The 22,820-nt window shown below is 62.7% G+C and carries 18 protein-coding genes; 8 read left to right on the top strand and 10 right to left on the bottom strand.

The annotated features are described in order from the left end of the window. The gene (locus WKV53_RS09670) at positions 1–336 is read right to left on the bottom strand and encodes a GlsB/YeaQ/YmgE family stress response membrane protein (RefSeq protein ID WP_341404368.1); all 336 of its coding nucleotides are present in this window, start codon (positions 334–336) and stop codon (positions 1–3) included. 86 nt (positions 337–422) lie between these two features. On the opposite strand from WKV53_RS09670, the gene WKV53_RS09665 reads away from it, so the two are divergent. Next, positions 423–1,406, top strand: a complete 984-nt coding sequence (locus WKV53_RS09665) for a hypothetical protein (protein WP_341404367.1) — start codon at positions 423–425, stop codon at positions 1,404–1,406. Between the two features lie 66 nt (positions 1,407–1,472). On the opposite strand, the gene WKV53_RS09660 is transcribed toward WKV53_RS09665, so the two are convergent. Then, positions 1,473–2,573 carry an aminopeptidase gene (locus WKV53_RS09660; protein WP_341404366.1) on the bottom strand — a complete coding sequence of 367 codons (1,101 nt, stop codon included), beginning with the start codon at positions 2,571–2,573 and terminating at the stop codon, positions 1,473–1,475. A gap of 91 nt (positions 2,574–2,664) precedes the next feature. Here WKV53_RS09660 and WKV53_RS09655 point away from each other — a divergent pair, with 91 nt between their 5' ends. Continuing rightward, positions 2,665–3,474 carry a hypothetical protein gene (locus WKV53_RS09655; RefSeq protein WP_341404365.1) on the top strand — a complete coding sequence of 270 codons (810 nt, stop codon included), beginning with the start codon at positions 2,665–2,667 and terminating at the stop codon, positions 3,472–3,474. Positions 3,475–3,570: 96 nt separating this feature from the next. Next, positions 3,571–4,143 carry a phosphoribosylglycinamide formyltransferase gene (gene purN, locus WKV53_RS09650; RefSeq protein WP_341404364.1) on the top strand — a complete coding sequence of 191 codons (573 nt, stop codon included), beginning with the start codon at positions 3,571–3,573 and terminating at the stop codon, positions 4,141–4,143. 129 nt (positions 4,144–4,272) lie between these two features. Here purN and WKV53_RS09645 read toward each other — a convergent pair whose 3' ends face one another. Beyond that, complete coding sequence (locus tag WKV53_RS09645) at positions 4,273–5,133, bottom strand: PEP-CTERM sorting domain-containing protein (protein ID WP_341404363.1); 861 nt, start codon at positions 5,131–5,133, stop codon at positions 4,273–4,275. A gap of 217 nt (positions 5,134–5,350) precedes the next feature. Here WKV53_RS09645 and miaB point away from each other — a divergent pair, with 217 nt between their 5' ends. The 4 genes from miaB to WKV53_RS09625 all read left to right on the top strand — a co-directional run bounded on the left by miaB (position 5,351) and on the right by WKV53_RS09625 (position 16,035). Further along, the gene (gene miaB, locus WKV53_RS09640) at positions 5,351–6,721 is read left to right on the top strand and encodes a tRNA (N6-isopentenyl adenosine(37)-C2)-methylthiotransferase MiaB (RefSeq protein ID WP_341404362.1); all 1,371 of its coding nucleotides are present in this window, start codon (positions 5,351–5,353) and stop codon (positions 6,719–6,721) included. Between the two features lie 135 nt (positions 6,722–6,856). Continuing rightward, positions 6,857–12,886, top strand: a complete 6,030-nt coding sequence (locus WKV53_RS09635; RefSeq protein ID WP_341404361.1) for a choice-of-anchor D domain-containing protein — start codon at positions 6,857–6,859, stop codon at positions 12,884–12,886. A gap of 619 nt (positions 12,887–13,505) precedes the next feature. After that, positions 13,506–14,717 (top strand): OmpP1/FadL family transporter, encoded by a 1,212-nt coding sequence (locus WKV53_RS09630; protein WP_341404360.1) that lies wholly within the window; start codon positions 13,506–13,508, stop codon positions 14,715–14,717. 7 nt (positions 14,718–14,724) lie between these two features. Then, the gene (locus WKV53_RS09625) at positions 14,725–16,035 is read left to right on the top strand and encodes a sensor histidine kinase (protein WP_341404359.1); all 1,311 of its coding nucleotides are present in this window, start codon (positions 14,725–14,727) and stop codon (positions 16,033–16,035) included. Between the two features lie 3 nt (positions 16,036–16,038). On the opposite strand, the gene rnhA is transcribed toward WKV53_RS09625, so the two are convergent. Continuing rightward, entirely contained in the window at positions 16,039–16,503 is a 465-nt protein-coding gene (gene rnhA, locus WKV53_RS09620; RefSeq protein ID WP_341404358.1) for a ribonuclease HI, read from the bottom strand. A 93-nt stretch (positions 16,504–16,596) separates the two neighbouring features. Between rnhA and WKV53_RS09615 the strand changes: the two genes are divergently transcribed. Then, a complete protein-coding gene (locus WKV53_RS09615) occupies positions 16,597–17,880 on the top strand; it encodes a NupC/NupG family nucleoside CNT transporter (RefSeq protein WP_341404357.1) in 1,284 nt (427 codons plus the stop codon). Between the two features lie 38 nt (positions 17,881–17,918). On the opposite strand, the gene WKV53_RS09610 is transcribed toward WKV53_RS09615, so the two are convergent. The 6 genes from WKV53_RS09610 to WKV53_RS09585 all read right to left on the bottom strand — a co-directional run bounded on the left by WKV53_RS09610 (position 17,919) and on the right by WKV53_RS09585 (position 22,692). Next, the gene (locus tag WKV53_RS09610) at positions 17,919–18,797 is read right to left on the bottom strand and encodes a hypothetical protein (RefSeq protein WP_341404356.1); all 879 of its coding nucleotides are present in this window, start codon (positions 18,795–18,797) and stop codon (positions 17,919–17,921) included. A gap of 55 nt (positions 18,798–18,852) precedes the next feature. Beyond that, the gene (locus WKV53_RS09605; protein WP_341404355.1) at positions 18,853–19,758 is read right to left on the bottom strand and encodes a hypothetical protein; all 906 of its coding nucleotides are present in this window, start codon (positions 19,756–19,758) and stop codon (positions 18,853–18,855) included. A gap of 32 nt (positions 19,759–19,790) precedes the next feature. Continuing rightward, positions 19,791–20,741, bottom strand: a complete 951-nt coding sequence (locus WKV53_RS09600) for a hypothetical protein (RefSeq protein WP_341404354.1) — start codon at positions 20,739–20,741, stop codon at positions 19,791–19,793. A gap of 344 nt (positions 20,742–21,085) precedes the next feature. Beyond that, positions 21,086–21,208 (bottom strand): hypothetical protein, encoded by a 123-nt coding sequence (locus WKV53_RS09595; RefSeq protein ID WP_341404353.1) that lies wholly within the window; start codon positions 21,206–21,208, stop codon positions 21,086–21,088. 55 nt (positions 21,209–21,263) lie between these two features. Further along, positions 21,264–21,518 (bottom strand): hypothetical protein, encoded by a 255-nt coding sequence (locus WKV53_RS09590; protein WP_341404352.1) that lies wholly within the window; start codon positions 21,516–21,518, stop codon positions 21,264–21,266. 109 nt (positions 21,519–21,627) lie between these two features. Beyond that, positions 21,628–22,692 carry a hypothetical protein gene (locus WKV53_RS09585; RefSeq protein WP_341404351.1) on the bottom strand — a complete coding sequence of 355 codons (1,065 nt, stop codon included), beginning with the start codon at positions 22,690–22,692 and terminating at the stop codon, positions 21,628–21,630. Positions 22,693–22,820 lie beyond the last annotated feature (128 nt).

The raw sequence follows: 22,820 nt of genomic DNA, 5'->3' as shown, positions 1-22,820 counted from the left end.
CTACTTTCTCAGGAACTTCCACAGGGCCAGCAGGACCATGGTGCCGACGGTGGCGGTGACGATGGAGCCGAGCGAGGGCAGCCAGTCGCCGGGGTTATTGTCCGGGAGGAAGCCGATGTTCCGGCCGATCCAGCCGCCGATCACGGCTCCGAGGATACCGAGCACGATGGTGACGAAGCAGCCGCCCTTTTCCTCGCCCGGCATCACGCGCCGTGCGATGGCCCCGGCGAAGAGCCCTAGCAGGATCCATCCGACGAGGTCAGCCGTCGTCGAAGGCTCGCCACTGAATGTGGCGGGTGCTGCAGCCAGAAGGGTCCATCCAACAAGGTCCGCCATGATCGGGCTGATAGCATATCCGGCCGGGCGGCGCATCACCAATTCTTCATGAACTCCGGCTTGCCCGGCGTGTCCGGCTGGCAATCATGCGCAGCGTGGAAGCTGCCAACGACCTGCCCGACCGCTTCGGTGCGATGCTCGTCAAGGAGCTGCGCCAGAACATGCGGCGGGCGAGTTTCGTCTATCCTTTCCTGGGCATCCAGGTGCTCGCGATCGTGGCGCTGATCATCGAGTTCCAGACGGATAGCACCTACTCCTACGAGAAGTACACCGGCATGCTGAATGTGGCGATGCTGGTCCAGTCGGGCTGGTTCTGGATCGGGGTGACCCTGGTCTGCGCGGTGATCATGCCGCTGGGCGGGCTGGTGCTGATGGGCCAGGAGCTGGAGGAGGGAAACCACGAGCTGCTGCTGCTGACCAAGCTGAACCGCTGGAGGGTGGTCCGCGGGAAGTTTTTCACGTTGTGGGGCCTGTGCGTGCTCACGTTCATTTCGCTGCTGCCGTATGTCATCGTTCGCTACAACGTCGGCGCGATTGAGTTCGTCCGGGAGATCGCCTGCTCGCTGACGGTGATCGGCCTGTCGGCGATGATGTGTGCCGGGGCGATCGGTGCTTCCTCCTTCAAGGGGCTGCTGGCGCGGATCGGGGTGATGATCCTCTTTACCGGCTCGATGGCGCTTGGCGGTGGGATTCCGCTCGCGGCGTCGGCCAATGTCGGGCGGCCGGACGGCTGCGGGGTTTTCTACCACATCAATGCGGTGGCCGTGGTGATCTGCTTCACACTGCTGGGGCTGGCACTGGCACGCTCGCGGCTGCGACTGGTGATCCACGCGTATGAGGTGAAGCCGAGCTACATGGTCATCGGCTTGCTGGTGTTCACGCCGTTTGTCATTGGCATGGCCACGGCGATGACGGCGGGCTGGGCTGGCTTTGTCGGGCTGATCGGGATGGCCTTGGTGGGCATCTACGCGGATGCGACGCCGAAGGCTCCGGCGTGGGTGAAGCCGCCCGCGCCGAATATGCCGGGCGCGGGAGCTCCGCCGCCACCGATGCCGGGTGCGGCGGGGTGAGGTCGATGAGGGTGTGGGCGGTGCCGCCCACACCGTGTCGACGGAACGTCGACACCCCTTAACGCCTTACCCGTTCAGCTTGGCGAGGGCCTTCGGGAGGAAGACGCCGTCCTTGCGGATGACCTTGCCGTCGAAGCGGATTTCGCCGCCGCCGTAGTCCTTGCGCTGGATATTGACCATGTCCCAATGGACTTGCGAGCGGTTGCCATTGTCGGCTTCCTCGTAGGCCTGGCCGGGCGTGAAGTGGAAGGAGCCGCCGATCTTCTCGTCGAAGAGGATGTCGCGCATCGGGTGCTTGATGGCGGCATTGTAGCCGAGGGCGAATTCGCCGATGTAGCGAGCGCCGGGGTCGCTATCGAGGATCTTGTTGATCTCCTTGTTCTTCCCGGGTGACTCGGCCTTCACGACCTTGCCCTTTTCGAAGGTCAGCTTGATGGAGTCGAAGGGGATGCCCTGATAGATGGTCGGGGCATTGTAGGAAATAACGCCGTTCACGGAGTCCTTCACCGGCGCGGTGAAGACCTCGCCGTCCGGGATGTTCGCGGTGCCGGCGCAGACGATGGCGGGGATGCCCTTGATCGAGAATTTCAGGTCGGTGCCCGGGCCGGTGATGTGGACCTCGTCGGTGGCTTCCATCAGCTTCTTCAGCGCGTTGGCGGCGGGGAGCAGGCTCTTGTAGTCGACGAGGCAGACCTTGAAGTAAAAGTCCTCGAAGGCCTCGGTGCTCATGCCGGCCTGCTGGGCCATGGATGGGGTCGGCCAGCGCAGCACGCACCACTTGGTCTTCTTCACCCGGTGGTCGATGACCGCGCGTAAGTGCTTCATGGCGAGCTTCATGTTGGTCGCCGGGACGTCGCTGCTTTCGGCGATGTTGTGGCTGCCGCGGACGGCGATGTAGGCGTCCATGTCCTTCATCTCGGCAAGCCAATGCTTCGCGAGGATCTGATACTGCGTGTCCTCAGCGCCCTGGAGCATCTCGCGGGTGAGGCGGGAGCTGTGGATGCGGAGGAAAGGAAAGGCTCCCTTGGCACGCGTCTCGCGGATCAGGGCCAGGCCGATCGAGTCCGGGACGTCGTAGAGATCAATGAGCACCTTCTCCCCTTTTTTCAGCGAGGTGGAGTAGCGGATGAGCTGACGGGCAAGCAGATCGATACGGGCGTCGTGCATGGGCGTATCGCCTAGCGGGCTGCCCCTGAAGTTCCAAGTGCCAAGTGAACGGTGGATTGAGTTCCGCGCACGGCTGCGCTAGATGATCGGAATGGAGGAACCGAGGAAACGGTTTATGGCGGTCTGGGCGGTCGTCGCGTTTGCCGCTTGCTGGCTGGTTATGGGGCTGGGTCCGCTGTCGTTTCTGGGGGCCGTTGCGCCGTTTTTCCTCGCGGTCTATTTCTGGCGACGAAGCAAGGGATGGAGCTTGGTTTTCGGTCTGGTGAATCCGCTGGTGCTGACGGCCATACTGCCGGTGACTGGCTATTTCCGCGGCACGGCTGCCCTTCATTTTCACGGCTTGCCTGGCCCGGGCTCATTCAATCTGGATCGGGAGACGCGATTGCCCAAGATCGGTGGGGGATGCGTGGTCGATGGCAGCGAGTGGCTGGGCGACGACTGGCATAATTTCGTGCTGCGAGGCTGTGTCTCGGTGTTCGGGCCGATGAAAGGCACCCCGTCAGGGCCTTACCCGGACGAAGAGGTGTTGCGTGGTCCTTGGCCCGAGGCGGAATGGGTCAAGGTGGCTGACTTCAACAAGGGCGAGATCCTGGTGGGCAGCAAATCCCGTAAGGTCCCTCAAGGACAACGATTGCTCAAGGCCTATGCCCCTTGGGCCGAGGAGCAGCAAGCAAGCCCTCCGGATCCGATGTGGGATGACGAGGAGTTCGCGATCCGGCTTCAGGCAAAGGACTTTGGAGGCGGGGCCTTCGCGGTGCGCATCGGCACGGCTTACGCAGGTGCACCTTTGGAAACGACGATTCTGTTCGCGGGGGAGCCAGCCCGGGTCGTCGGCTACTTTTGGCCGAAGGAATCTCGTTCCCGGGTGCCACGCTTTCCGCCAGTCAGACCGGGCACATGAAATCGGGGATCCCGCGCTTCTGGATCCCTGAAAGTTACTGGCGAAATCCGGAATTTGAAGTTTGGAAGATCGGGCGGGATGGTCCTTTCTCCGCGCATGCGTCTCGGCATCCTCGGCTCTGGTTCCGGCTCGAACATGCAAGCGATCCTCGATGCGATCGCGGCGGGGACGCTTGAGGCGGAGATCGTGCTGGTGCTTTCGGACAATCCGGATGGCTACATCCTGGAGCGGGCGAAGAAGGCGGGCATTCCGACGGGGCTGATCGATTGCCGGGGCTTCAAGACGAAGTTTCCGGAGGAGGCGCAGCTTGAGACGGTGGCTGCCCTGAAGGCCGCGGGCGTGGACATCATCTGTCTGGCTGGCTTCATGCGGCTGGTGAAGGCACCGCTGCTGGAGGCTTTCCCGAACCGGATTCTGAACATCCACCCGGCGCTATTGCCGGCGTTTCCGGGGGTGGCGGCTTGGAAGCAGGCGGTGGAGGCGAAGGTGAGCGAGTCCGGTTGCACGGTCCACTATGTGGACGATGGCATGGATACCGGGCCGGTCATTTTGCAGGCGAAGGTGCCGGTATTAGCGGACGATACCGCGGAGACGCTTCACCAGCGGATTCAGGTGGAGGAGCACCGGCTTTATCCGGAAGCGATCCGGAAGGTGGCGGCGGCGCTCTGAAGATCAGAAGTCGCGGGGAACTTCCGCCGAAGAGATGGCTAGACGGCGGGAAGTTGAGGCGGGCCGCCAGAAGCCGGACGGCTCGGAGAGCCGTCCCTACCTTGCGTTCCTGCCGTTTTTGACGGCTTTCTAACGACGGCGGCGGAAGGCGAGCAGGCCGCCGGCCAGCAAGGCCACCATGGTGGAGGGCTCGGGAACGGATGGCAGGCCGGACTGGATGGTGCTGGTCGTGGAGTTGCCGACGATGGATTTGCCGGGAATCGAGACCTGCTCTTGGGTGGAACCCGCGCCGAAGCCGGGGGCTCCGGTATAGCTGCCCATCTTGGTGTAGATGAAGATGTTGGCGTTCGGATTCGTGTTCGCCGGGAAGAAGCTTTTCGGCACGAACAGGAACAAGTCGCCGCTGCCGCTGCCGCTGGAGAGGGTGGCATCCAGCATCACGAAATTCTGCTGGCCGGAGGGATTCATGTCGTAGGCCGGCACGCCGAGCTGGGTCATCATGCCCGAGAGCGTGGTGGGCAGCGGGGACGGATCCGTGGTGCCGCCGACCCAGATCTTGATGTCGTCCACCGAGAGGTAGCGGTCGGTGGCATTGTTCGCCTCGTTGATGTCGATGACGAAGATGTAGCTGCTCTGGGAGGCGTCTTGGATCAGTTCGCCGAACTTGAGGTAGGGGTCGAAGCCGTTTGGCACCGAGCTATCCATGACGCCCGGCCGGTTGTAGCCGTTCTCGATGACGTTGCCGTTCCCGTTTGGCGGGGAAACCCGGTAAAGGTCGCGAAAGACGCCGGAACCCGAGCTGCCGTCCACCGAGGGGTCGCGGTACAGGGCACCATTGAGCCAGCCGCCGCGGAAGGTGCTGCCGGTGGTGCTCACCATCGTGTTCGGCGCGTTGCCGGCGACGGTGGTATTCGTCAGGTTGAGGACCGTGGCACGAGCATCAGGACACGCGAGTGCGATGCCTGCGACAAGGCAGGGGAAGAACTTCATGGGGAGAAGAGGGAGAGAACTGCAACAGGGGGTGGAGAACCCCTAGCGATTACTTACATAAAGCCGATCAGTGGAAAATATTAAATTTCAGCATTTTTAAAGTTGTTCGGATTGAATTTCGCACGCTCCGGCCCGCTTTTGGGTTGAAGGCCTACGTTTTCTCCCGCCTTGAATCCCCCGGCGCAGGCGCTAGCGTCCGCGCCCCAGCCACCCACTCATGCCCAAGGTTTTCATACGCACCTACGGTTGCCAGATGAACGAGCGCGACTCCGAACAGGTCGCGCAGATGTTCACCGAGGGTGGCTACACGGTCACCGGCGACGAGACAGACGCCGACGCGATTCTGGTAAACACCTGCTCGGTGCGCGACCAAGCGGAGCAGAAGGCGCTCGGCAAGATGGGCAGCATGGGCAGCTACCGCCGGAACAAGCCGCACGTGGTCTTCGGCTTCATGGGCTGCATGGCGCAGAGCCGCGGGCCGGAGCTCTTCGAGCGGATCCCGCACCTTGACGTGGTGGTGGGGACCCAAAAGTATCACAAGGTTTTCGACTACGTGGACACCATCCTGCAGCGGCGCCTGCATCGCCGGATGGACGAGCTGGAGCTCTCGCTGACGGGTGAGAGTGTCTGTGACGTGGAAGAGGAAGCGGGTTCGCAGAATACGATCCGCGATCACATTCCGAAGGAGCTCAATGCCTCGGCCTTCGTGTCGATCATGCAGGGCTGCAACATGCGTTGCTCCTTCTGCATCGTGCCGGACACGCGCGGCAAGGAACGCGGCCGGCCGATTGCCGAGATCGTGGATGAGGTGAAGCGCCTGCGCGACCACGGGGTGAAGGAGATCACGCTGCTCGGGCAGATCGTGAATCTTTACGGCCGGACCGAGTTCGAGAAGGTCGATGGCAAGTCACCCTTCGTGCAGTTGTTAGAGGCGGTGCACGCGGTGGATGGCATCGAGCGCATCCGCTTTACCTCACCGCATCCGATCGGCTATCGCGATGACCTGGTGGCGGCGTTCACCTATCTGCCGAAGCTGTGCTCGCACATCCACTTCCCGATGCAGAGCGGTTCGGACCGCATCCTGAAAGCGATGCGCCGGCCGTACAAGAACGAGAAGTTCGTGGAGATCTGCGAGAAGATGAAGGCGGCGCGGCCGGGAATCGCGATCACGACGGACATCATCGTGGGCTTTCCGGGTGAAGAAGAGGAAGACTTCCAGGCGACGGTGGATACCGTGGAGCGGCTGCAATTCGACAATGCGTTCGTGTTCCGCTACTCGAAGCGGAAGGACACGCCGGCCGCGGAGATGGACGGCCAGCTTCCGGAGCGGGTGAAGGAAGAGCGCAACCAGCGGCTGCTGGATGTGGTCAACGAAATCGCCAAGGCGAAGCATCAAGCGCTGGTGGGGACGGTGCAGCAGGTTCTCTGTGAAGGGCCGTCCAAGACCAACAAGCAGCGGCTGACGGGGCGCACGGGGACGAACAAGATCCTGATCTTCGACGGGGATGTGCACAAGTTGACCGGGCAGTTCCTCGACATTCGCGTGGAGGAGAGCACCGGCTTCACGCTTTACGGCAGCGTGATCTGATCTTGCCGGTGTCACGGGTAAAGCAGCGTGACCTTGCGGTGTGGCGCGCGGTCATGTGTCAGCTTCTTCGGGCGAAATATCTAGCGGGCCGGTGCGGTTTATCTTAGCGACGTCCTTGCTGTCGCTTTGTCTATCATGAAAACATGGGATGTCCCCCGCCTATTGGCTCTGATCTTTTTCTTTGTCGCGCTCTTGCTGGGGACTTCGGTTCTTCATGCGGCGCCGGGAGATCTCGACCCGCTTGACGCCCCGCTTGGCGGCGGTACGCCATTGACCGCGGTGGTCCAGCCGGACGGCAAGATCCTCCTTGGAGGAAGCTTTACCTCGGTGCTGGGAGTGCCGCGAAACAAGATTGCCCGGCTCAATGAGGACGGGACCTTGGACAGCGGCTTCAATCCGAATGCCAACAACACGGTCGAAAGCATCGTGGTACAGGCGGACGGGAAAATCCTGGTCGGGGGCTTCTTCACCACCCTGCAGCCGGACCCTTCGGGGCCGGTCGTGACGCGCCGCGGGATCGCCCGGCTTTATCAGGATGGCACGCTCGACACGGGCTTTGATCCCAACGCGGACAAGGAAGTCCTGAGCATGACGGTGCAAGCGGACGGGAAGATCGTGGTGGTGGGCAGGTTCAGCACCTTTCAGCCAAACGGCGCGGCCACGGCGACCACCCGCAACCGGGTGGCGCGGCTCAATGCGGATGGCACCCTTGATTCGGGTTTCTCTGTCGGGAGCGTGACCTTCGATGTCTATACGCTCGCAATGCAGGGGGACGGGAAGATCCTGGTGGCAGGCGATTTCGCCAGCATCGGAGGATCATCAAAGACGGGTTGCGCGCGGCTCAATACCAACGGCACGGTGGATACGACCTTCACTTCCGCCATCGGGAGCACCGTCAATAGCATCGCGGTCCAGGCTGACGGGAAGATTCTCGTCGGCGGCGACAGCTTCGGCATGGCACGGCTGAATGCCAGTGGCACCCAGGACTTTTCGTTCAGTCCCGGCGTGAGCGGCGGCCGGGCTTACAGCATGGCCATTCAGACGGACGGGAAGATCCTGATCGCAGGCTTTTTCACCTCTGTCCGGGGCATCCCGCGAAACTACATTGCCCGGCTCTTTCCCAATGGAACGCTGGACGCTGGTTTCAACCCCAATGCGAGCAGTTCCACGGGATGCGTCGCGCTGCAAGCGGATGGCAAGATCCTGCTGGGCGGAGGTTTCACCTCCCTGCGACCCAACGGTGCGGCAACGTCCACCCCGCGAGCGGGATTCGCCCGGCTTCTCAATGACCCGGCCACGCAGGTTCTCAGCGTGCCGACGACGAATCAGATCGGTTGGACCCGTGGAGGAAGCGCTCCCGAGTTCTCACGCGTGAGCTTTGAACTGAGCACGGATGGGGGAGCGCTATGGACCACGCTGGGCGCGGGGGTCCGGCTGGCCGCCACCCCGTCATGGCAAATCCAAGGCCTGACCTTGCCCACCAGCGGCATGATCCGGGCGCGGGGGGTGACCAGCGATGGAAATGGCAGCACGGGCGGTCTGGCCGAGTCAGTCTTGAGCTTCAGCAATCTCACCGCGCGTCCCGAGGTGGCTGTCTTCACGGGTGCCAGCGCCGCTGCGGTGGACGAGCGGTTGAACGGCGTCGGCACGGTGTCGTTCGCTTCGACTGCAGTCGGCGTCACCAGCGTGGCCCAAACTTTCACGATCAAGAATACGGGCGTGGCTGATCTAACCGGCTTGGAACTGAGCATGGCCGGTGCTGCGCCAGGGGACTTCATACTCGGTCAGCCCGCAGTGACGACACTCGCGCCGGGAGCAACGGCAACATTCACCGTGGCTTTCTCGCCCACGGTCATGGGTGCCCGAAGTGCGGTGGTGAACCTCGCGAGCAATGATGAGGATGAAAATCCCTTCAGCTTCAGCGTCCAAGGCACGGGCCTCGCCGCCACCAATGCGAACCTTTCCGCGCTGAGTCTCAGTGACGGCACATTGGCACCGGTTTTTTCCAGTGCCACCACGACCTATACCGCCAATGTCCCGCATGAGGTCACCAACGTGACGATCACGCCAACGAAGGCGGAGATCAATGCCAGCATCTCCGTCCGGCTCAACGGCGGCAGCTACACGACCGTCGCTTCGGGAAGTGCGTCCGGTCCACTGGCGCTGAATGCCGGCCCGAATACGGTGAACGTGCAAGTGATCGCGCAAAACGGCACGACGACCAAGACGTACACCGTGACGATCACCCGCGCCGGCGCGATCGAAGGTTCGCTAGATTCCCTGGATTTGAATATGGGCCTGGTGTTTGCCAAGGCCCTGCAACCGGATGGCAAGCTGATCATCGTGGGGTCCTTCACTTCCGTGCTGGGAGTGCCCCGGAATCGCGTCGCCCGGATCAATGCCGACGACACGCTCGATGCGAACTTTGATCCGAACGCGAACAACTACGTCGAAAATGTGGCGTTGCAGGCGGATGGCAAGGTGCTGCTGAGCGGAGTTTTCACCACCTTGCAGCCGAACGGGGCGGAAGCGCCCACCACCCGGAACCGGATCGCACGCGTGAATACGGACGGGACGCTGGACGCAGGATTCGATCCGAACGCGAACGACATCCTCTACACCGTGGTGCCACAGCCGGACGGACGGATCTTGCTGGGTGGCAGGTTCACCACCCTGCAGCCGAATGGAGCGAGCGTGCCGGTCTCCCGAAACCACATCGCCCGGGTACACGCGGATGGGACCCTGGATGCGAGCTTTAACCCCAATGCCAATTTCGACGTCAACGCCGCGGCGTTGCAGAAGGATGGCAAGGTGCTGTTAGGTGGCCTTTTCACCACACTCCAGCCCAATGGCGCGGGTGCCGCCACCACGCGCAACCGCATTGCGCGGGTGAATGCCGACGGAACGCTCGACTTGAGCTTCGATCCTAACGCGAACGACGAAGTCAGCAGCCTGGCGCTACAGGCGGATGGCAAGGTGCTGTTAGGCGGCCGGTTCACGACGCTCCAGCCGAACGGAATGCCTACAGCCACGAACCGCAAGCGGATGGCGCGGCTGCATGCCGACGGCACGGTGGACGCAGGATTTGATCCCAGCCTGAACGGCAATGTGATCAGCATGGCGCTCCAAGTCGACGGCAAGGTGCTGGTAGGCGGGGAGTTCACCTCACTCCAACCGAACGGGGCGGCAACGGCCACCACTCGAAACCGGATCGCCCGGCTGGGCGCGGATGGCGCGCTGGACATCGATTTCGATCCCAACCCGGACAGCTACGTTTACAGCATCGCCTCCCAGGAGGATGGGAAGGTGCTGCTAGGCGGTACTTTCTTCAAGCTGCGTCCCAACGGAGAGGTTGCGGGTTTTGCGCGCACAGGCCTTGCCCGGATTCTCAACGGGCCTGCGGCACAGAGCCTGACGATCGATGGTGGCAACCGCATCCAGTGGCTCCGCAGTGGTACTTCTCCGGAAGTGGAAGAGGTAAGCTTCGAACTGTCGACCGACCATGGCACCAGTTATACGCTCCTCGGTGCAGGCACGCGCATCAGCGGCGGCTGGGAATTGACCGGTCTTCCATTGCCTAGTGGGCAGATTCGCGCGCGGGGTCGTACTGTGGGCGGCTATCATGGTACGTCCGCGGGCTTCGTGGGGACCGTGACGAATTTCGGCGTGGCCGCCGCGCCTGAAATCCACGTCACGGGCAACGGCGTGAGCATCCCGAATGGTGCCGCTTTTCCGGATCTCTCCAATCACACGGACTTCGGCAGCGTCACGGTCTTCGGGGCGGCATCCACGCGCACCCGCACCCGCGTCTTCACGATCGCCAATACCGGAACCGCCGACCTGACCCTGAGCCAAGTGACCATCAGTGGACCGGATGCCGCGGACTTCACCGTGAGCCAGCAGCCCGCGGTGCTGGTTGACGCGAGCCGCGGCGCGACCTTTGCGATCACGTTTGACGCCAGTGCGGTTGGTTTGCGCGAAGCCGTGGTGACCTTTGACACCAACGATGCGGATGAAGGCCATTTCAGCTTCAACCTCCAGGGAACGGGCTTCATTTCCAACAATGCCGATCTCTCGGCCTTGAGCATCAGTGCGGGCACGTTGACACCGGCCTTTTCCACTTCCGTGACCGACTATGCGGTCAGCCGGCCCTTTGGCGAGATCAGCCTCTCCGTCACTCCGACGAAAGCGGAGGTCAACGCCAGCATCGCGGTGAGTTTGAATGGCGGAAGCTTCACCCCAGTCGACTCCGGCAGTGCCACGGGGGACTTGGCGCTGGGTGTGGGAGTGAATGTCGTGGACGTTCGCGTGACCGCGCAGGATGGCACGACGACCAAAGACTATATGGTGACGATCACCCGCGCCGCGGCGGGATCGGGCGATCTCGATCCCCTGGATGCCAATATTCTGGGCAGCACCGTGAATGCGGTGGTGGTCCAGCCTGACGGGAAGATCATCATCGGGGGGACCTTCACCTCCGTGCTCGGTGTGCCGCGCAACAACATCGCCCGGCTCAATGCAGACGGGACGCTGGACGCCGGCTTCGATCCCAATGCCAACGACAGGGTTTTCACCGTGGCGTTGCAGGACGATGGCAAGGTGTTGTTGGGCGGTTGGTTCACGGCGCTCCAGCCCAACGGCGCGGCCACTCCGACGACGAGACAGCGCATCGCGCGGCTCAATGCCGATGGCACGCTGGACACGGGATTTGATCCCAAGACGAACAGTTATGTGCGAAGCATTGTGATCCAGCCGGATGGCAAGGTGCTGCTCGCGGGCTATTTCACCACGCTGCAGCCCAACGGTGCAGCCACTGCCACGACGAGACAACGCATTGCACGGGTGAATGTGGATGGAACGCTGGATGCCGGCTTCGATCCCAAGTCGAATGCCTACATCAACAGCGTGGCATTGCAGCCGGATGGCAAGGTGCTGCTCGGCGGCGGATTCACCACGCTGCAACCCAATGGCGCGGCCACGGCTACCACGCGAAACCGGATCGCGCGGGTAAATGCCGATGGGACGTTGGACGCGGGCTTCAATCCCAATGCGAACGAAGCCCTCATCAGCATCGCCCTGCAACCGGATGGCAAGGTGTTGCTCGGCGGCGTGTTCACCACGCTGCAGCCCAATGGCGCGGCCTCACCGACATCACGCAATTGCATCGGGCGGGTGAATCCGGACGGGACTCTGGATGGAGGCTTCGATCCGAAGGCGAACGGCTACGTCTACGGCATGACATTGCAGGCGGATGGCAAGCTGCTGCTGTGCGGCTCGTTTTCCTATTTGCAGCCCAATGGCGCGGCTTATGGCCTCTCGGTCGGTCCCATCGCCAGACTCAATGCCGATGGCACGCCAGACAGGAACTTCGATCCCGGCGCGAATATGAACGTCTACGGCATTGCCTTGCAAGCGGACGGACGGGTTCTGATCGGTGGCGAGTTTGCCCTGTTGCAACCCAACCACGCTGGACCAAGCACACTGCGGTTCCTGTTTGCCCGGTTACTCAACGACGTTGCGACGCAGTCCCTGGAGGTTGCCGGTACGACGCAGGTGAATTGGCTGCGCGGCGGAAGTTCGCCTGAGGTTTCGCGTGTCTCGATCGAGCTGAGCACGAATGGAGGCGTCAGCTATAGCCCGCTGGGCAATGCCGTTCGCGTGGGCAGTTCGGCGAATTGGCAGCTCACTGGTTTGAGTCTTCCCTCCGGGGGGCTGCTGCGCGCCCGCGGGCGGACATGGGGTGGCTCTGAAAACAGCAGTTCCGGCTTGGTGGAGACGGTGATCGCCTTCGGTGACTATGCCACTCCCCTGGCAAGCTGGCGGCAGGCTCATTTTGGCTCTCCGGCAAATACCGGCAGTGGCGCGGACAGCTCCGATTTCGACAAGGACGGCGTGGTGAACCTGATCGAGTATGCCTTCGGGCTGAACCCGGCCGTGGCGGATTCCGGGCTGCTTCCCCAAGCCCAGCGCGTGGGAGAGGATTTCGTGATTTCCTTTACTCAACCTGCCGGTGTCAGTGGCGTCACTTACGGTGGGGAGTGGAGTGAGGACCTGACCACGTGGATCCCCGTGACTGATACGGGCGTGGCTCCGCAGCATACGTTCAGCGTGCCGATGGCGGGCAAGGAGGCGCTCTTCCTGCGGTTGAGCGTTTCAGCACCGTGAGGCTGGCCCAGCTCACCGGGAGTGCGCAGGCCGGGAGGACCGGCTTAGCGCACCCCCGGCGGGTGGCAATCCCGTGGTCGCCGGTCATGAGCAGTGACTCGGCCACGGAACCCCACCGAAACGTCAGGGCCGGAAATCTTCAGGCGGGCGAGGCTTTTCGGCCATGCCGGGGGCTCCTTGGGTGAGCCCCAGCAGGCCGGGGAGGTAGCCCCATGCGGAGCAAAGCGGTCGCGAGAGCCAACGGAACAGCGGGGGGGACAGGGGGATGGGGAGGGATCGCTGGTCGCCCGGCTTGGCTCCGGTCCGGCTGGGGGATGCCGGACCGGGGCCAGGTGCTCCGGTTGAATCGAATCGTTTCATCCGAGGGGGGGCGTGAAAGGGAGCGCATGAGCCGATCCAGCCAAGGAAGAGAGTCCCTGGGAGGGGAGAAGAGCGGGACTTTTCTGGATGGGGCGGTTCATGCGCGGATCAGGTCTGGGAGGGCGAACCCGAGTCGTGGGCAGCATCCGAAGTAAAATTACGTAGCGCTATCGGGATGATGCCCGACATGGCATGGGAGAATCTCCCATAAGGCGCGACTGGCCCTTGCGTAAAAACCCGTGTTAGGAACACTTGTGAGATGAGTTTTACCTCCTCCCAAGTGATTCGCGTCGGGCTGGCATGTTCGGCGGTGTTAGCCAGCCGCGGTTACGGGCTTGGCATCGAGTTCACCTATCATGATCCCGAGGTTCTTGCACGTGGAAATGCAGGGGTGGCGTCGAATGGGAATGCGTCCGCCGTTTACTACAACCCGGCGATGCTTGGAACGGGCGAGGGCTCCGACCTGCTGCTGAACGGATATGTGCTCGACTACAAGGTCTCCCATACCGGCGCGGGTGGTCATACCGATCTGAAGGACGGTCCGGCGGTCGCGGCCAGTGCCTTTGCCTCGACTCCGCTGAATGACCGGGTGTCGCTGGGACTGGGACTTTATTCTCCCTTCGGCCAGAAGAACGAATGGCCGGACAACTCGCCGCTGCGCGGCTATGCGACGGACACAGAGTTGCTATTCATGGCAGGCACGGCGGCGCTGGGATTCGAGGTGACGCCGAATTTCCGTCTGGGCATTTCCGGCAGCGCGGTGAAAAGCACGGCTGATATCAACCGCGGGATCTTCGTTCCCGGCGATACGTTTTCGGTGGAGGGCGATGGCAATGGATGGGGCGTCGGCGGTGGTTTCGAGTGGGAACCCTTCGAAGGTCATCACATTGGCGGCACGGTGCGCTACTGGTCGCCCATCACCTACAAGGGCAAGGAGACCGTGGTGCTGCGGGTGCCCTCACCGAGCGCGACGGTGGGACCGGTGCAGTCCGAACTGGAGTTCCCGCTGGAGGCGACGGCCGGCTACTCGTGGACGCCGAATGAGAAGTGGCTCTTCGAGGTGGACGTGACGTTCAATGACTGGTCGTCCTTCGACAACTTCGTGCTGGAGCAACCGGGCGGCAACATCGTGGAGCCGATGAATTGGGAGGACAGCTACATCATCATGGCCGGTGTAACCCGCAAGTGGGACTCGGGCTGGTGGGTGGGCGGCGGCTATTGGTTCTCCGAGAAGACGACGCCTGATTCGACTTTCAACCCGCGCCTGCCGGATGTGGATCTCCATGTCTTCAGCCTGGGCACCGGCTACCGCACGGAGTGCTGGGCGGCGGAGTTCACCTATCAGTATGGCTACGGCGAACCGCGCCAGATCACTGGCAGCGCGCCGGCCTTGCCCTCGGGGGCCAGTGCCGATGGCAAGCTGACGTATCATGCCCACGGCTTCGCGGCCGGCTTACGATGGTTCTGGTAGTCCAAGCATGAGCGATCCCTTCGACCACTGGATGCCATTCCGCCGGCGGGATGGAGCATGGGATGGCTCTCGTGTCAGCGAGCGGATCCGGCGTGAAGTCATCTCGCCGCTGGAGGCTCTGGTGGAACGCGTGAATCATCCGCGGGCGGAGATTCCCGAGGGCTCGCGGCAGTCTTTGGAAAACGTCTTCGCCTCGGTGAGCGAGAGCTTCGCGGCGACCGATCACGCGGGAGCGGTGGAATCGCTCGATCAAGCGTGGCACGGCTGGGAGGTGAAGCTGCAGGGCTTCACGCGCGGCGGCGGCGAGGTGTCACTGAAGCGGATTGGCAAGGTGCCGGACATCGGCCGTGAGGCATCGCGCCAGCTCTATCTGGCGGTGCGTGAGGCGATCGGAAATGCGATGAAGCATGCGGTGGCCGGCCGCATCGAGGTGCTGATGGTTCCGTGGCAAAAGGGCTGTGCGGTGACGGTGGCCGACAATGGGCGCGGAATTTCACCCACGAAGGCCGGAGGGATCGGCATGGACACGATGCGGCGGCGGATGGCGCGCTGCGGGGGAGAGGTGCTGGTGCATCCGATCGAGGGCACGGTGATCGAGTTCCGGCTGCCGCTGCCGAGCCGCACGCTGTGGGAGTGGCTGCTGGCCGGCAGCCGCGTCGACCGCGGAGTGAGCCCGGGCCGGGCGGAGGAAATCATCGGCCGGTGGCAGGAGCGGGTGGAGCGGTTCGGCGGTCTGGAAGTGGTTTTTTCGGAATGGCCGCTGGCTGCCGGGTGGATCGAGTCGCGGCTGCCGGTGGAGCGGCGTGCGCCGGATGATTTGACGAAGTTTCCGGAGTGGCTTGAGACCGAGCTGCGGCACATCGGGGCGGGCGAGGTGGTGGAAACGGAGCCGTCTGCGGATCGGGTGCGCTGCCGGGTTTCCTGGCACGGGGAAGTGGATCCGCTGCATTGGCTGGAGCTGGGTTTGGTGGCCTTGCTGTCGCGGCCGGTGGTGCTGCGGGTGACGGGTTCCTCCAGTCTGGAGCTGATCACGGCGCGGCGGCCGGATTTGCTGCCGGTATCGGCGAATGCGGGTTCGTTCGCGTCGCTGGTGCACAATACGTGGGCGGGTGGGCTGCCTGCGGCGCGCGATGACTTTTCGTCTTATCTGCACGATGTGTTGGCGCAGGAACTCGTCGCTGAATCGATGCGTTGGGAGATCGCGCGCGAGAGTTGTCCGCCGGGGCCCTTGCGGGCGCGCTATGACCAGTGCCAGCACGAGCTGCAAAAGATCGCGGTGCTCGCCCGCGGGCTCTCGCATGAGTTGGCGGATGGCTGAGGGTCAGCCCTCGAAGCCGGCGTCTTCCAGCAGGCCGCGGCCGGTGGCGGCGGTGACGGCGAGGACGTCGCAGCGTTCGTTTTCCTTGTGGCCGGCGTGGCCGCGGAGCCACTTCCAGGTGACCTTGTGGACCTCGGCGGCGGCGGAAAGGCGGAGCCAGAGGTCCTTGTTTTTCACCGGGCCATTAGAGGCGGTTTTCCACCCCTTGGCCTTCCAGCCCTTGATCCAGTTCTTGGTCATCGCGTCGATGACGTAGCGGGAGTCGGACAGGAGCTCGATTTCGCACGGCTCCTTGAGAGCTTCCAGCGCCACGATGGTGGCGAGGAGTTCCATGCGGTTGTTGGTGGTGCGGGTGTAGCCCTTCGAGAGCTCCAGCCGGTGGCGGCCGCAGACCATGACGATTCCGTAACCTCCAGGGCCGGGATTGCCCTTGCAGGCGCCGTCGGTATGGATGACCACGCGTTTCATGCAGAATGGGGCGCAAGGGGTAGGCGGCGGCCCGCCGGATGCAATGTTTTCTTCCGGCTTTCCGGCCCGTCTCTTGCTGATAGAAGGACCACGATGCTAACAGACCTCCTCCGCGCCGTGCTCGGCATTGCCAGCCTTATCGGAATCGGCGTGCTTTGCTCGGAGAACCGGAAGGCGATCGACTGGAAGCTGGTGGGTGGCGGGCTGGGATTGCAGATGATCCTGGCGCTGTGCTTCCTAGTGGTGCCCGGGGGCAGCGATGTTTTCAACGCGGTGGCGGAGTTCTTCGTCTGGATCACCGATTTCTCGATCGAGGGGTCCAAGTTCGTCTTCGGCGAGCTGGCGGAGCGCAGCACGATGGACCGGGTGATCGGGGGCAAGGGAGGGTTCGTCTTCGCGTTCCAGGTGTTACCCACGATCGTGTTCTTTTCCGCGCTGTGCTCGCTGCTGTACTATGTGGGCTTCCTGCAAAAGGTGGTGTGGGCCTTTGCCTGGGTGAGCAAGAAATTCATGAAGCTGTCCGGGGCTGAATCACTGGCCGCGGCGGCGGAGATTTTCCTGGGGCAGACGGAGTCGCCGCTGATGATCAAGCCCTACATCGACCGGATGAATCGCAGCGAGATCTTCGCGCTGATGACGGGCGGGATGGCGACGATCGCCGGTGGGGTGCTGGTGGCCTACATCGGGTTTTTGGGCGGGCAGGACAGAGCCCAGCAGGTTGCCTTCGCCAAGTTCCTGATGTGTGCGTCCTTCATGGGCGCGCCAGCCTCGCTGGTGGTGGCGAAGCTGCTGATCCCGCAAACGGAGCCGATCGATGACTCGCTGCATGTGCCGAAGGACACGCTGGGTGCCAATGCGCTTGATGCGCTTGCGACCGGCACTTCGGAGGGGCTGAAGCTGGCGGCGAATGTGGGGGCGATGCTGATCGCGTTCGTGGCGTTCGCCGGCCTGCTGAATGGCTGCCTGAAGTGGGTGGGCGGGATCTTCGACTATCCCCAGTTGTCGCTGGATGTGTTGCTGGGTTTTGTGTTCGCGCCGGTCGCATGGATCATCGGCATTGACTGGGCGGATGCTCCGAAAGTGGGGGCATTGATTGGCACCAAGCTGGTCTTCACCGAGTTCATGGCGTACCTTCAGCTCGGGGAACTCAAGAGTACGGGGGTGCTGAGTCCGAGGACGATTTTCATCGCGACCTTCGCGCTGTGCGGGTTTGCGAACTTTGCTTCGATCGGGATCCAGCTTGGGGGGACCGGTGGTATTGCGCCGGGGCAGCGGCCGACGATTGCGGCGCTGGGTTTCAAGGCGGTGCTGGCGGGGACGATGGCGACGCTGATGACGGCGACTTTGGCGGGGGCGCTTTACCGGTGGGCGGTGTGAGCGTGATAGGAGACGCGTCGACGGAACGTCGACACCCCTTAAGGCTGCGCCAGCAGGGGGTGGGTGGTGAGCACTTGGAAGAAACGGTAGGGAGCTTCGGCTAGGATGACGGGGCGGGTTTCCATGCTGCCCGAGCCTGCGGTGGCTGTTGTTAGAGGAGTGAGGGAGGAGAGGTTGCTGCCGGAGAGGAGCTGATAGGAGAGGCCCTTTTGCGTGGGGTAGCTCAGGGTGAGTTCGTTGTTGCCGTGTTTTTCCAGAGAGACTTTTGGAGCCGTTACGGGGATGTCGGTTCCGGAGATCGAGACGTCGTCGAAGAGGGCGCGGTCGTCGAAGGAGCCGAAGGCGAGGGCTCCGGCGGGGTAGGTGGTGTCATTGGCGGTGAGGCGTGGGGTGACCATGTTATCGACGAAGACGCGGATGGTGCCGGTGGCGGCGTGTTCGACGCGGATGGTCTGCCAGTTGCCATTGAGGGCGGGGGTGGGATTCGCTTCGAGGTGAATGGTGGCGCGCTGGGTGCCGGCCACTTTCATGATCACGGTGTGAATGGCGTCCGCTTTGCTGGAGGTGTGGGCGTAGTAGTAGTGGGTATCGTCCGCGTAGCCGAAGATGAGGACGACATCGCGAGTGGTGGTGGCGGCGGGTTCGAGGGTCTTGGCATGCACGGTGAAGGTGCAGTCGGTCCACGAGTAGCCATTCAGGAAAAGGTAGGCCTGGGGCCTGCGCACCGGCGGGCGATTGACTCCGGCCACGGTGAGCGCGGCGACGTGATTGCCGCTTTGGTTCTGGATCTCCCAGGTTCCGGAGAACAGCGGTGTCCACGGGCCGAAGCCGGACTCGAAGTTCGTCTCCAGCACTTCTGCATGCAGCGGCATGATGGCCAAGGCCCATGCGATGCCGGATTTGAAGGACGGGAACATGGCGGGGGAGGACCACCTTGGCACGGTGGCCTCCCCGGCGCCATCGACAATTTCCTTATGGCTGGAGCGGGATCACCGACTTCACGCGGAAGAAGCGTCTCACGGCGGCGACATCCAGCGTGGTGCGGGTGGTGAAGTCGCCGGAGTCCGCCGTGAATTGTGCGGGATCCAGCGCTGATACGTGCCATTTCGTGGACGTGCCCATGTCATTGGAGTGCTCCACGACGTAGCGGCGATTGGGTGCGCTGGTCCAGGTGAGCTTGGTCGCGCTGCCGTCCGCGCTGGCCTGCTCGACCTTGGTGACCCGGAAGAAATTCGAGGGATCGAAGGGATTGGTCATCGATTCATACTCATCCACGTCGGAGAAGCCATCGGCATCCTGATCGTGGTTTGCGGCGAGCGTGGTGAGGTTGCCGGCGTAGGCCATTTCGAAGGCATCGGAAATGCCGTCGCCGTCGGTATCGATGACTTCCATGCGGGTGGTCTTCACGCCAGCCAGCGAGATCCATCCGCAGTTGGCGCTCCATGCGTAGCCGGTGAACTCGCCGGTGACGAGGTCGACGCGGGGACGGTTGGCATTGCCGGGATCGAGGGTGGCCCAGCCGAAATTGATCCAGCCGGTGTTAGGACTCCAGGCCATGCCGTAGAGGTCGCCGGTTCCGTAGTGGTTCACGCCGTAGTCGGTGTTACTATTGTTGGCGTAGTTGATACTGTTGGCGGGGGTGCCGTCGCCGCAGTCGATCCAGCCGATATTGGGCGACCAGAGCCAACCGGCGCAGCTGAACTCGCCGAAGCGGAATCCGCGGTCGGCATCCGGGAGGAAATCGATCCAGCCGGTGTTGGCAGACCAGGCGTAGTGCGTGGAAGCATCGATGGTGGAGGTGGCAGCGCTGGCGGGTGCCATTAACAAGAGGCTGGCGCAGGCGAAGGAGGTGAGGTGGGAGAGCGGGAAGAGTTTCATGGCCGTGTGAAGTGAGGGTTCAGCGATCCGGCTCACGGCATGTTGTATTTGTTGGTGGCGACGACAGCCCCGTCCAGCGCGTGGCAGCCGACCGCGGTGGTGACACTGATCGCATTTCCGCCAACGCGTCGTGCGACGCATTGAGTTGCCACCGTGGCGCTGATAGCCGCAGTGCCAGTGGTAGTCCGCGCATAGCTGTTGGTGACCGTGTAGGCGCGGATTCCATACGCTGCGTAGGAGATCGCGTAGCAGTTGCTCACGACCGAGCCTGACGAGTTGTTGTAGTCGATGGCAGATCCCGCATAGGTGGACGAGGATTGCACCACGTGGCAGTTGGAGACCGATTGGCCGAAGATGCCGGTGCCCACGGTGTCGCGCACCGTGCAGTCGGACACGAGCTCGGCGCGGATGCCTTCGCCTCCGGATGTTTCCACGGAGCAGTTGCGAACCGAGTTCCTGGCTTCGTCGTAGTTCAGGATGATGCCGGAGCGCACTTTCGAGCAATGGACATTGTCCACATGGACGTTTCCTTCGAAGCCGTCGAGCGTGTCGATTGCGGCTGCGAATCCCGCGGCGACGCCACCGCCGATGATGAAGCCATTCCGTATCGTGACGGTTTGGTTGTCAGCGCCGGAAATGAGAATGCCTGCGGTGTTGACTTCAGTCCCCGTGGTGCGGCTGACGGTGAAGCCGTTCAGGTCAAGGGTGACGTTGTAAGTGCCGACATTGATACAGGAGGTCGTGCCGGTGGTGATGAGGTTGCCTGTGAGATAGTAGCTGCCCGAGGTGGTAATGGTGATCTCGCCGGTGGGGGCGACGGTAACGCCGGCTTGTCCGGCGACCAGCGGGGTGCGCGCTTCGATTTGATTGAGTGACTTCATCACGGGTGCCGGTGCGCCGGGCGGCGGAGTGAGGGAGCCTTGGCCGTGCACGGTGGCGGTGGCGATGAGGGCGGCAAGCGGGAGGAGAACGGTGGTCTTCATGGTGTTTGGATGATTGAGGATTGGATTGGGGTTGTCGTCGTGACGCCACGATGTCTAACGGACGGTTAGATTTCTGTGAATAGGACCACGGACGGAGGGAATGCCGTTTGAAGAGGCTCTGTTGTCCGACTTTGGTCGGAGGCTAGCGTGGATAGATCCATGTCGCGTGGCGCTTCAGCCAAGTGCCGGTGCGTCTCCTCATGAGCACATCTTCACAAACGGCGAAGCGGGAACGCAGGGAGAGTTGCGGGTGGCGATTTTCCAACGGAGTGCGCACCGCCGGAACGACGTAGTCGTTCCGCTACGATGGAGCCGTGTCGCCGGAACTTCGACACCCCTTTGAGTCAGGACGCGGCGGGCTGCCAGCGGAAGGAGGCAGTGGTGCCTTTGACTTTGAGGAGGCGGTAGCTGTCGAGAAGGTGCAGGGCGTTGCCTTGAAGCGGCGAGTCATCCGTGAAAAGAAACATGCGACCATGGGGAGCCATGGTCGCATGCGGTGAGGTCGTCGCTATGAGATCTGCTTCAGTTCGTTCGCAGGCGGAAGAATTCCCGCGGAGTGCCGCCTGCTGTGACGAAGACGGTTGCCTTGCCTTGTCCATCGAGCGTCACGCTCTTTGCGGTGGTCCATTGGGCGAGGCTTCCATTGACGCCGCGCTCCAGCGTGAGGGTCTTGGAGGGTTGCCGGGAGACGTCGATGCGCACGGTGCCATCGGGTTGAGGGCGAACGAGGGTGATCTGTGGGTCGGGTGCGCCGACTCCCACGAAGAGCAGCAGCACATCGTTGGCTCCGGAGCCGCTAGCAAGAAACCGGCGCAGGCGAAGGAGGCGAGATGGGAGAGCGGGAAGAGCTTCATGGCCGTATGGAGTGGAGGTTTGGCCATTCAGTTCACGGCATGTTGTATTTGTTGGTCGCCGTGACGGTGCCCGACAAGGTATGGCAGCCATTGGCGGTGACCACCGAGAGGGCCACGCCGCCAGCCCGGCTGGCGACACAGCTGGTGGCCATGGTGCCCGAGATTCCGAAGGATCCCGTAACACTCTGTCCGTAGCAATTCATGAGGGTGATGCCAGTGATGCCCACTCCCGAAATGCTGACTCCGTGGCAGCAGGTGGCGACGTTGGCAATGAGGCCAGTGCCGGACCCACTGGTGCCGTAGCAGTTGGTAGCGGTTTCCGCAGAGATACCAGGGCCTCCCACGGCAATACCCCTGCTATTGCTGACGGCTCCATCGGATGCGGAAATTCCCTCCTGCGTTGGCGAGACGGTTTCAGCGAAGCAATCGGAGACGGCGGCCGAACTGGGATCCGAGGATGCCAGGATCGCGATGGCGCCGGTTTTGCGAGCGGTGCTGGAGGAAACCAAACTGGCAAAGAGACCGGTGGCGCCCACCGTGGTGACGGAGCACCGCTCGATGCGGGTGCCTTCATAACAGAGATAGATTCCGTTATTCCGAACGCCGGAGACCTCGACGCCTTCGACGACGAGATTGGGATAAGGCGTGGTCGCGGTGATGCCGTCGTTCCATCCGGCAGCCGTGAACGTGCTGCCGGAGAGAGTGGTGCCGCCGCGGATCATGCCATTCCGGACGGTGACGTTGCCGGCGGTGATCAGCACGGCATTGCCGCCGCTTCCGGTGACGTTAGTCAGGGTGAATCCATTCAGGTCCAGGGTGACATGGCTGGTGCTGATGGTGATGCCATTCACTCCTGGCGTGGTGAGGGTGAGGTTTCCGGTGAGGTAGTAGCTGCCCGATTGGCTGATGGTGATGCCGCCATTGGCATCAATGGTGACGCCCGCTTGGCCGGCGACAAGCGGGGTGCGGGCTTCGACTTGATCGAGTGACTTCATCAGAGGGGCCGGTGCACCAGGTGGCGGGGTAAGCGGGCCCTGGGCGTGCACGCTGGTGGTGGTGATGAGAGCGGCGAAGGGGAGGAGAGCGATGGTCTTCATGGTATTGGATGATTGAGTTTTTTTGATCGGGGGTCGTCCTGGCGATGACACGATGTCTAACGGACCGTTGCGTTTCCGTGAATAGGACCACGGACGGAGGGGATGCCGTTTGAAGAGGGCCTGGCGTC

This window comes from Luteolibacter sp. Y139 (assembly GCF_038066715.1).
Taxonomy (GTDB): domain Bacteria; phylum Verrucomicrobiota; class Verrucomicrobiia; order Verrucomicrobiales; family Akkermansiaceae; genus Haloferula; species Haloferula soli.
This window is presented reverse-complemented; position numbering and strand designations above follow the sequence as displayed.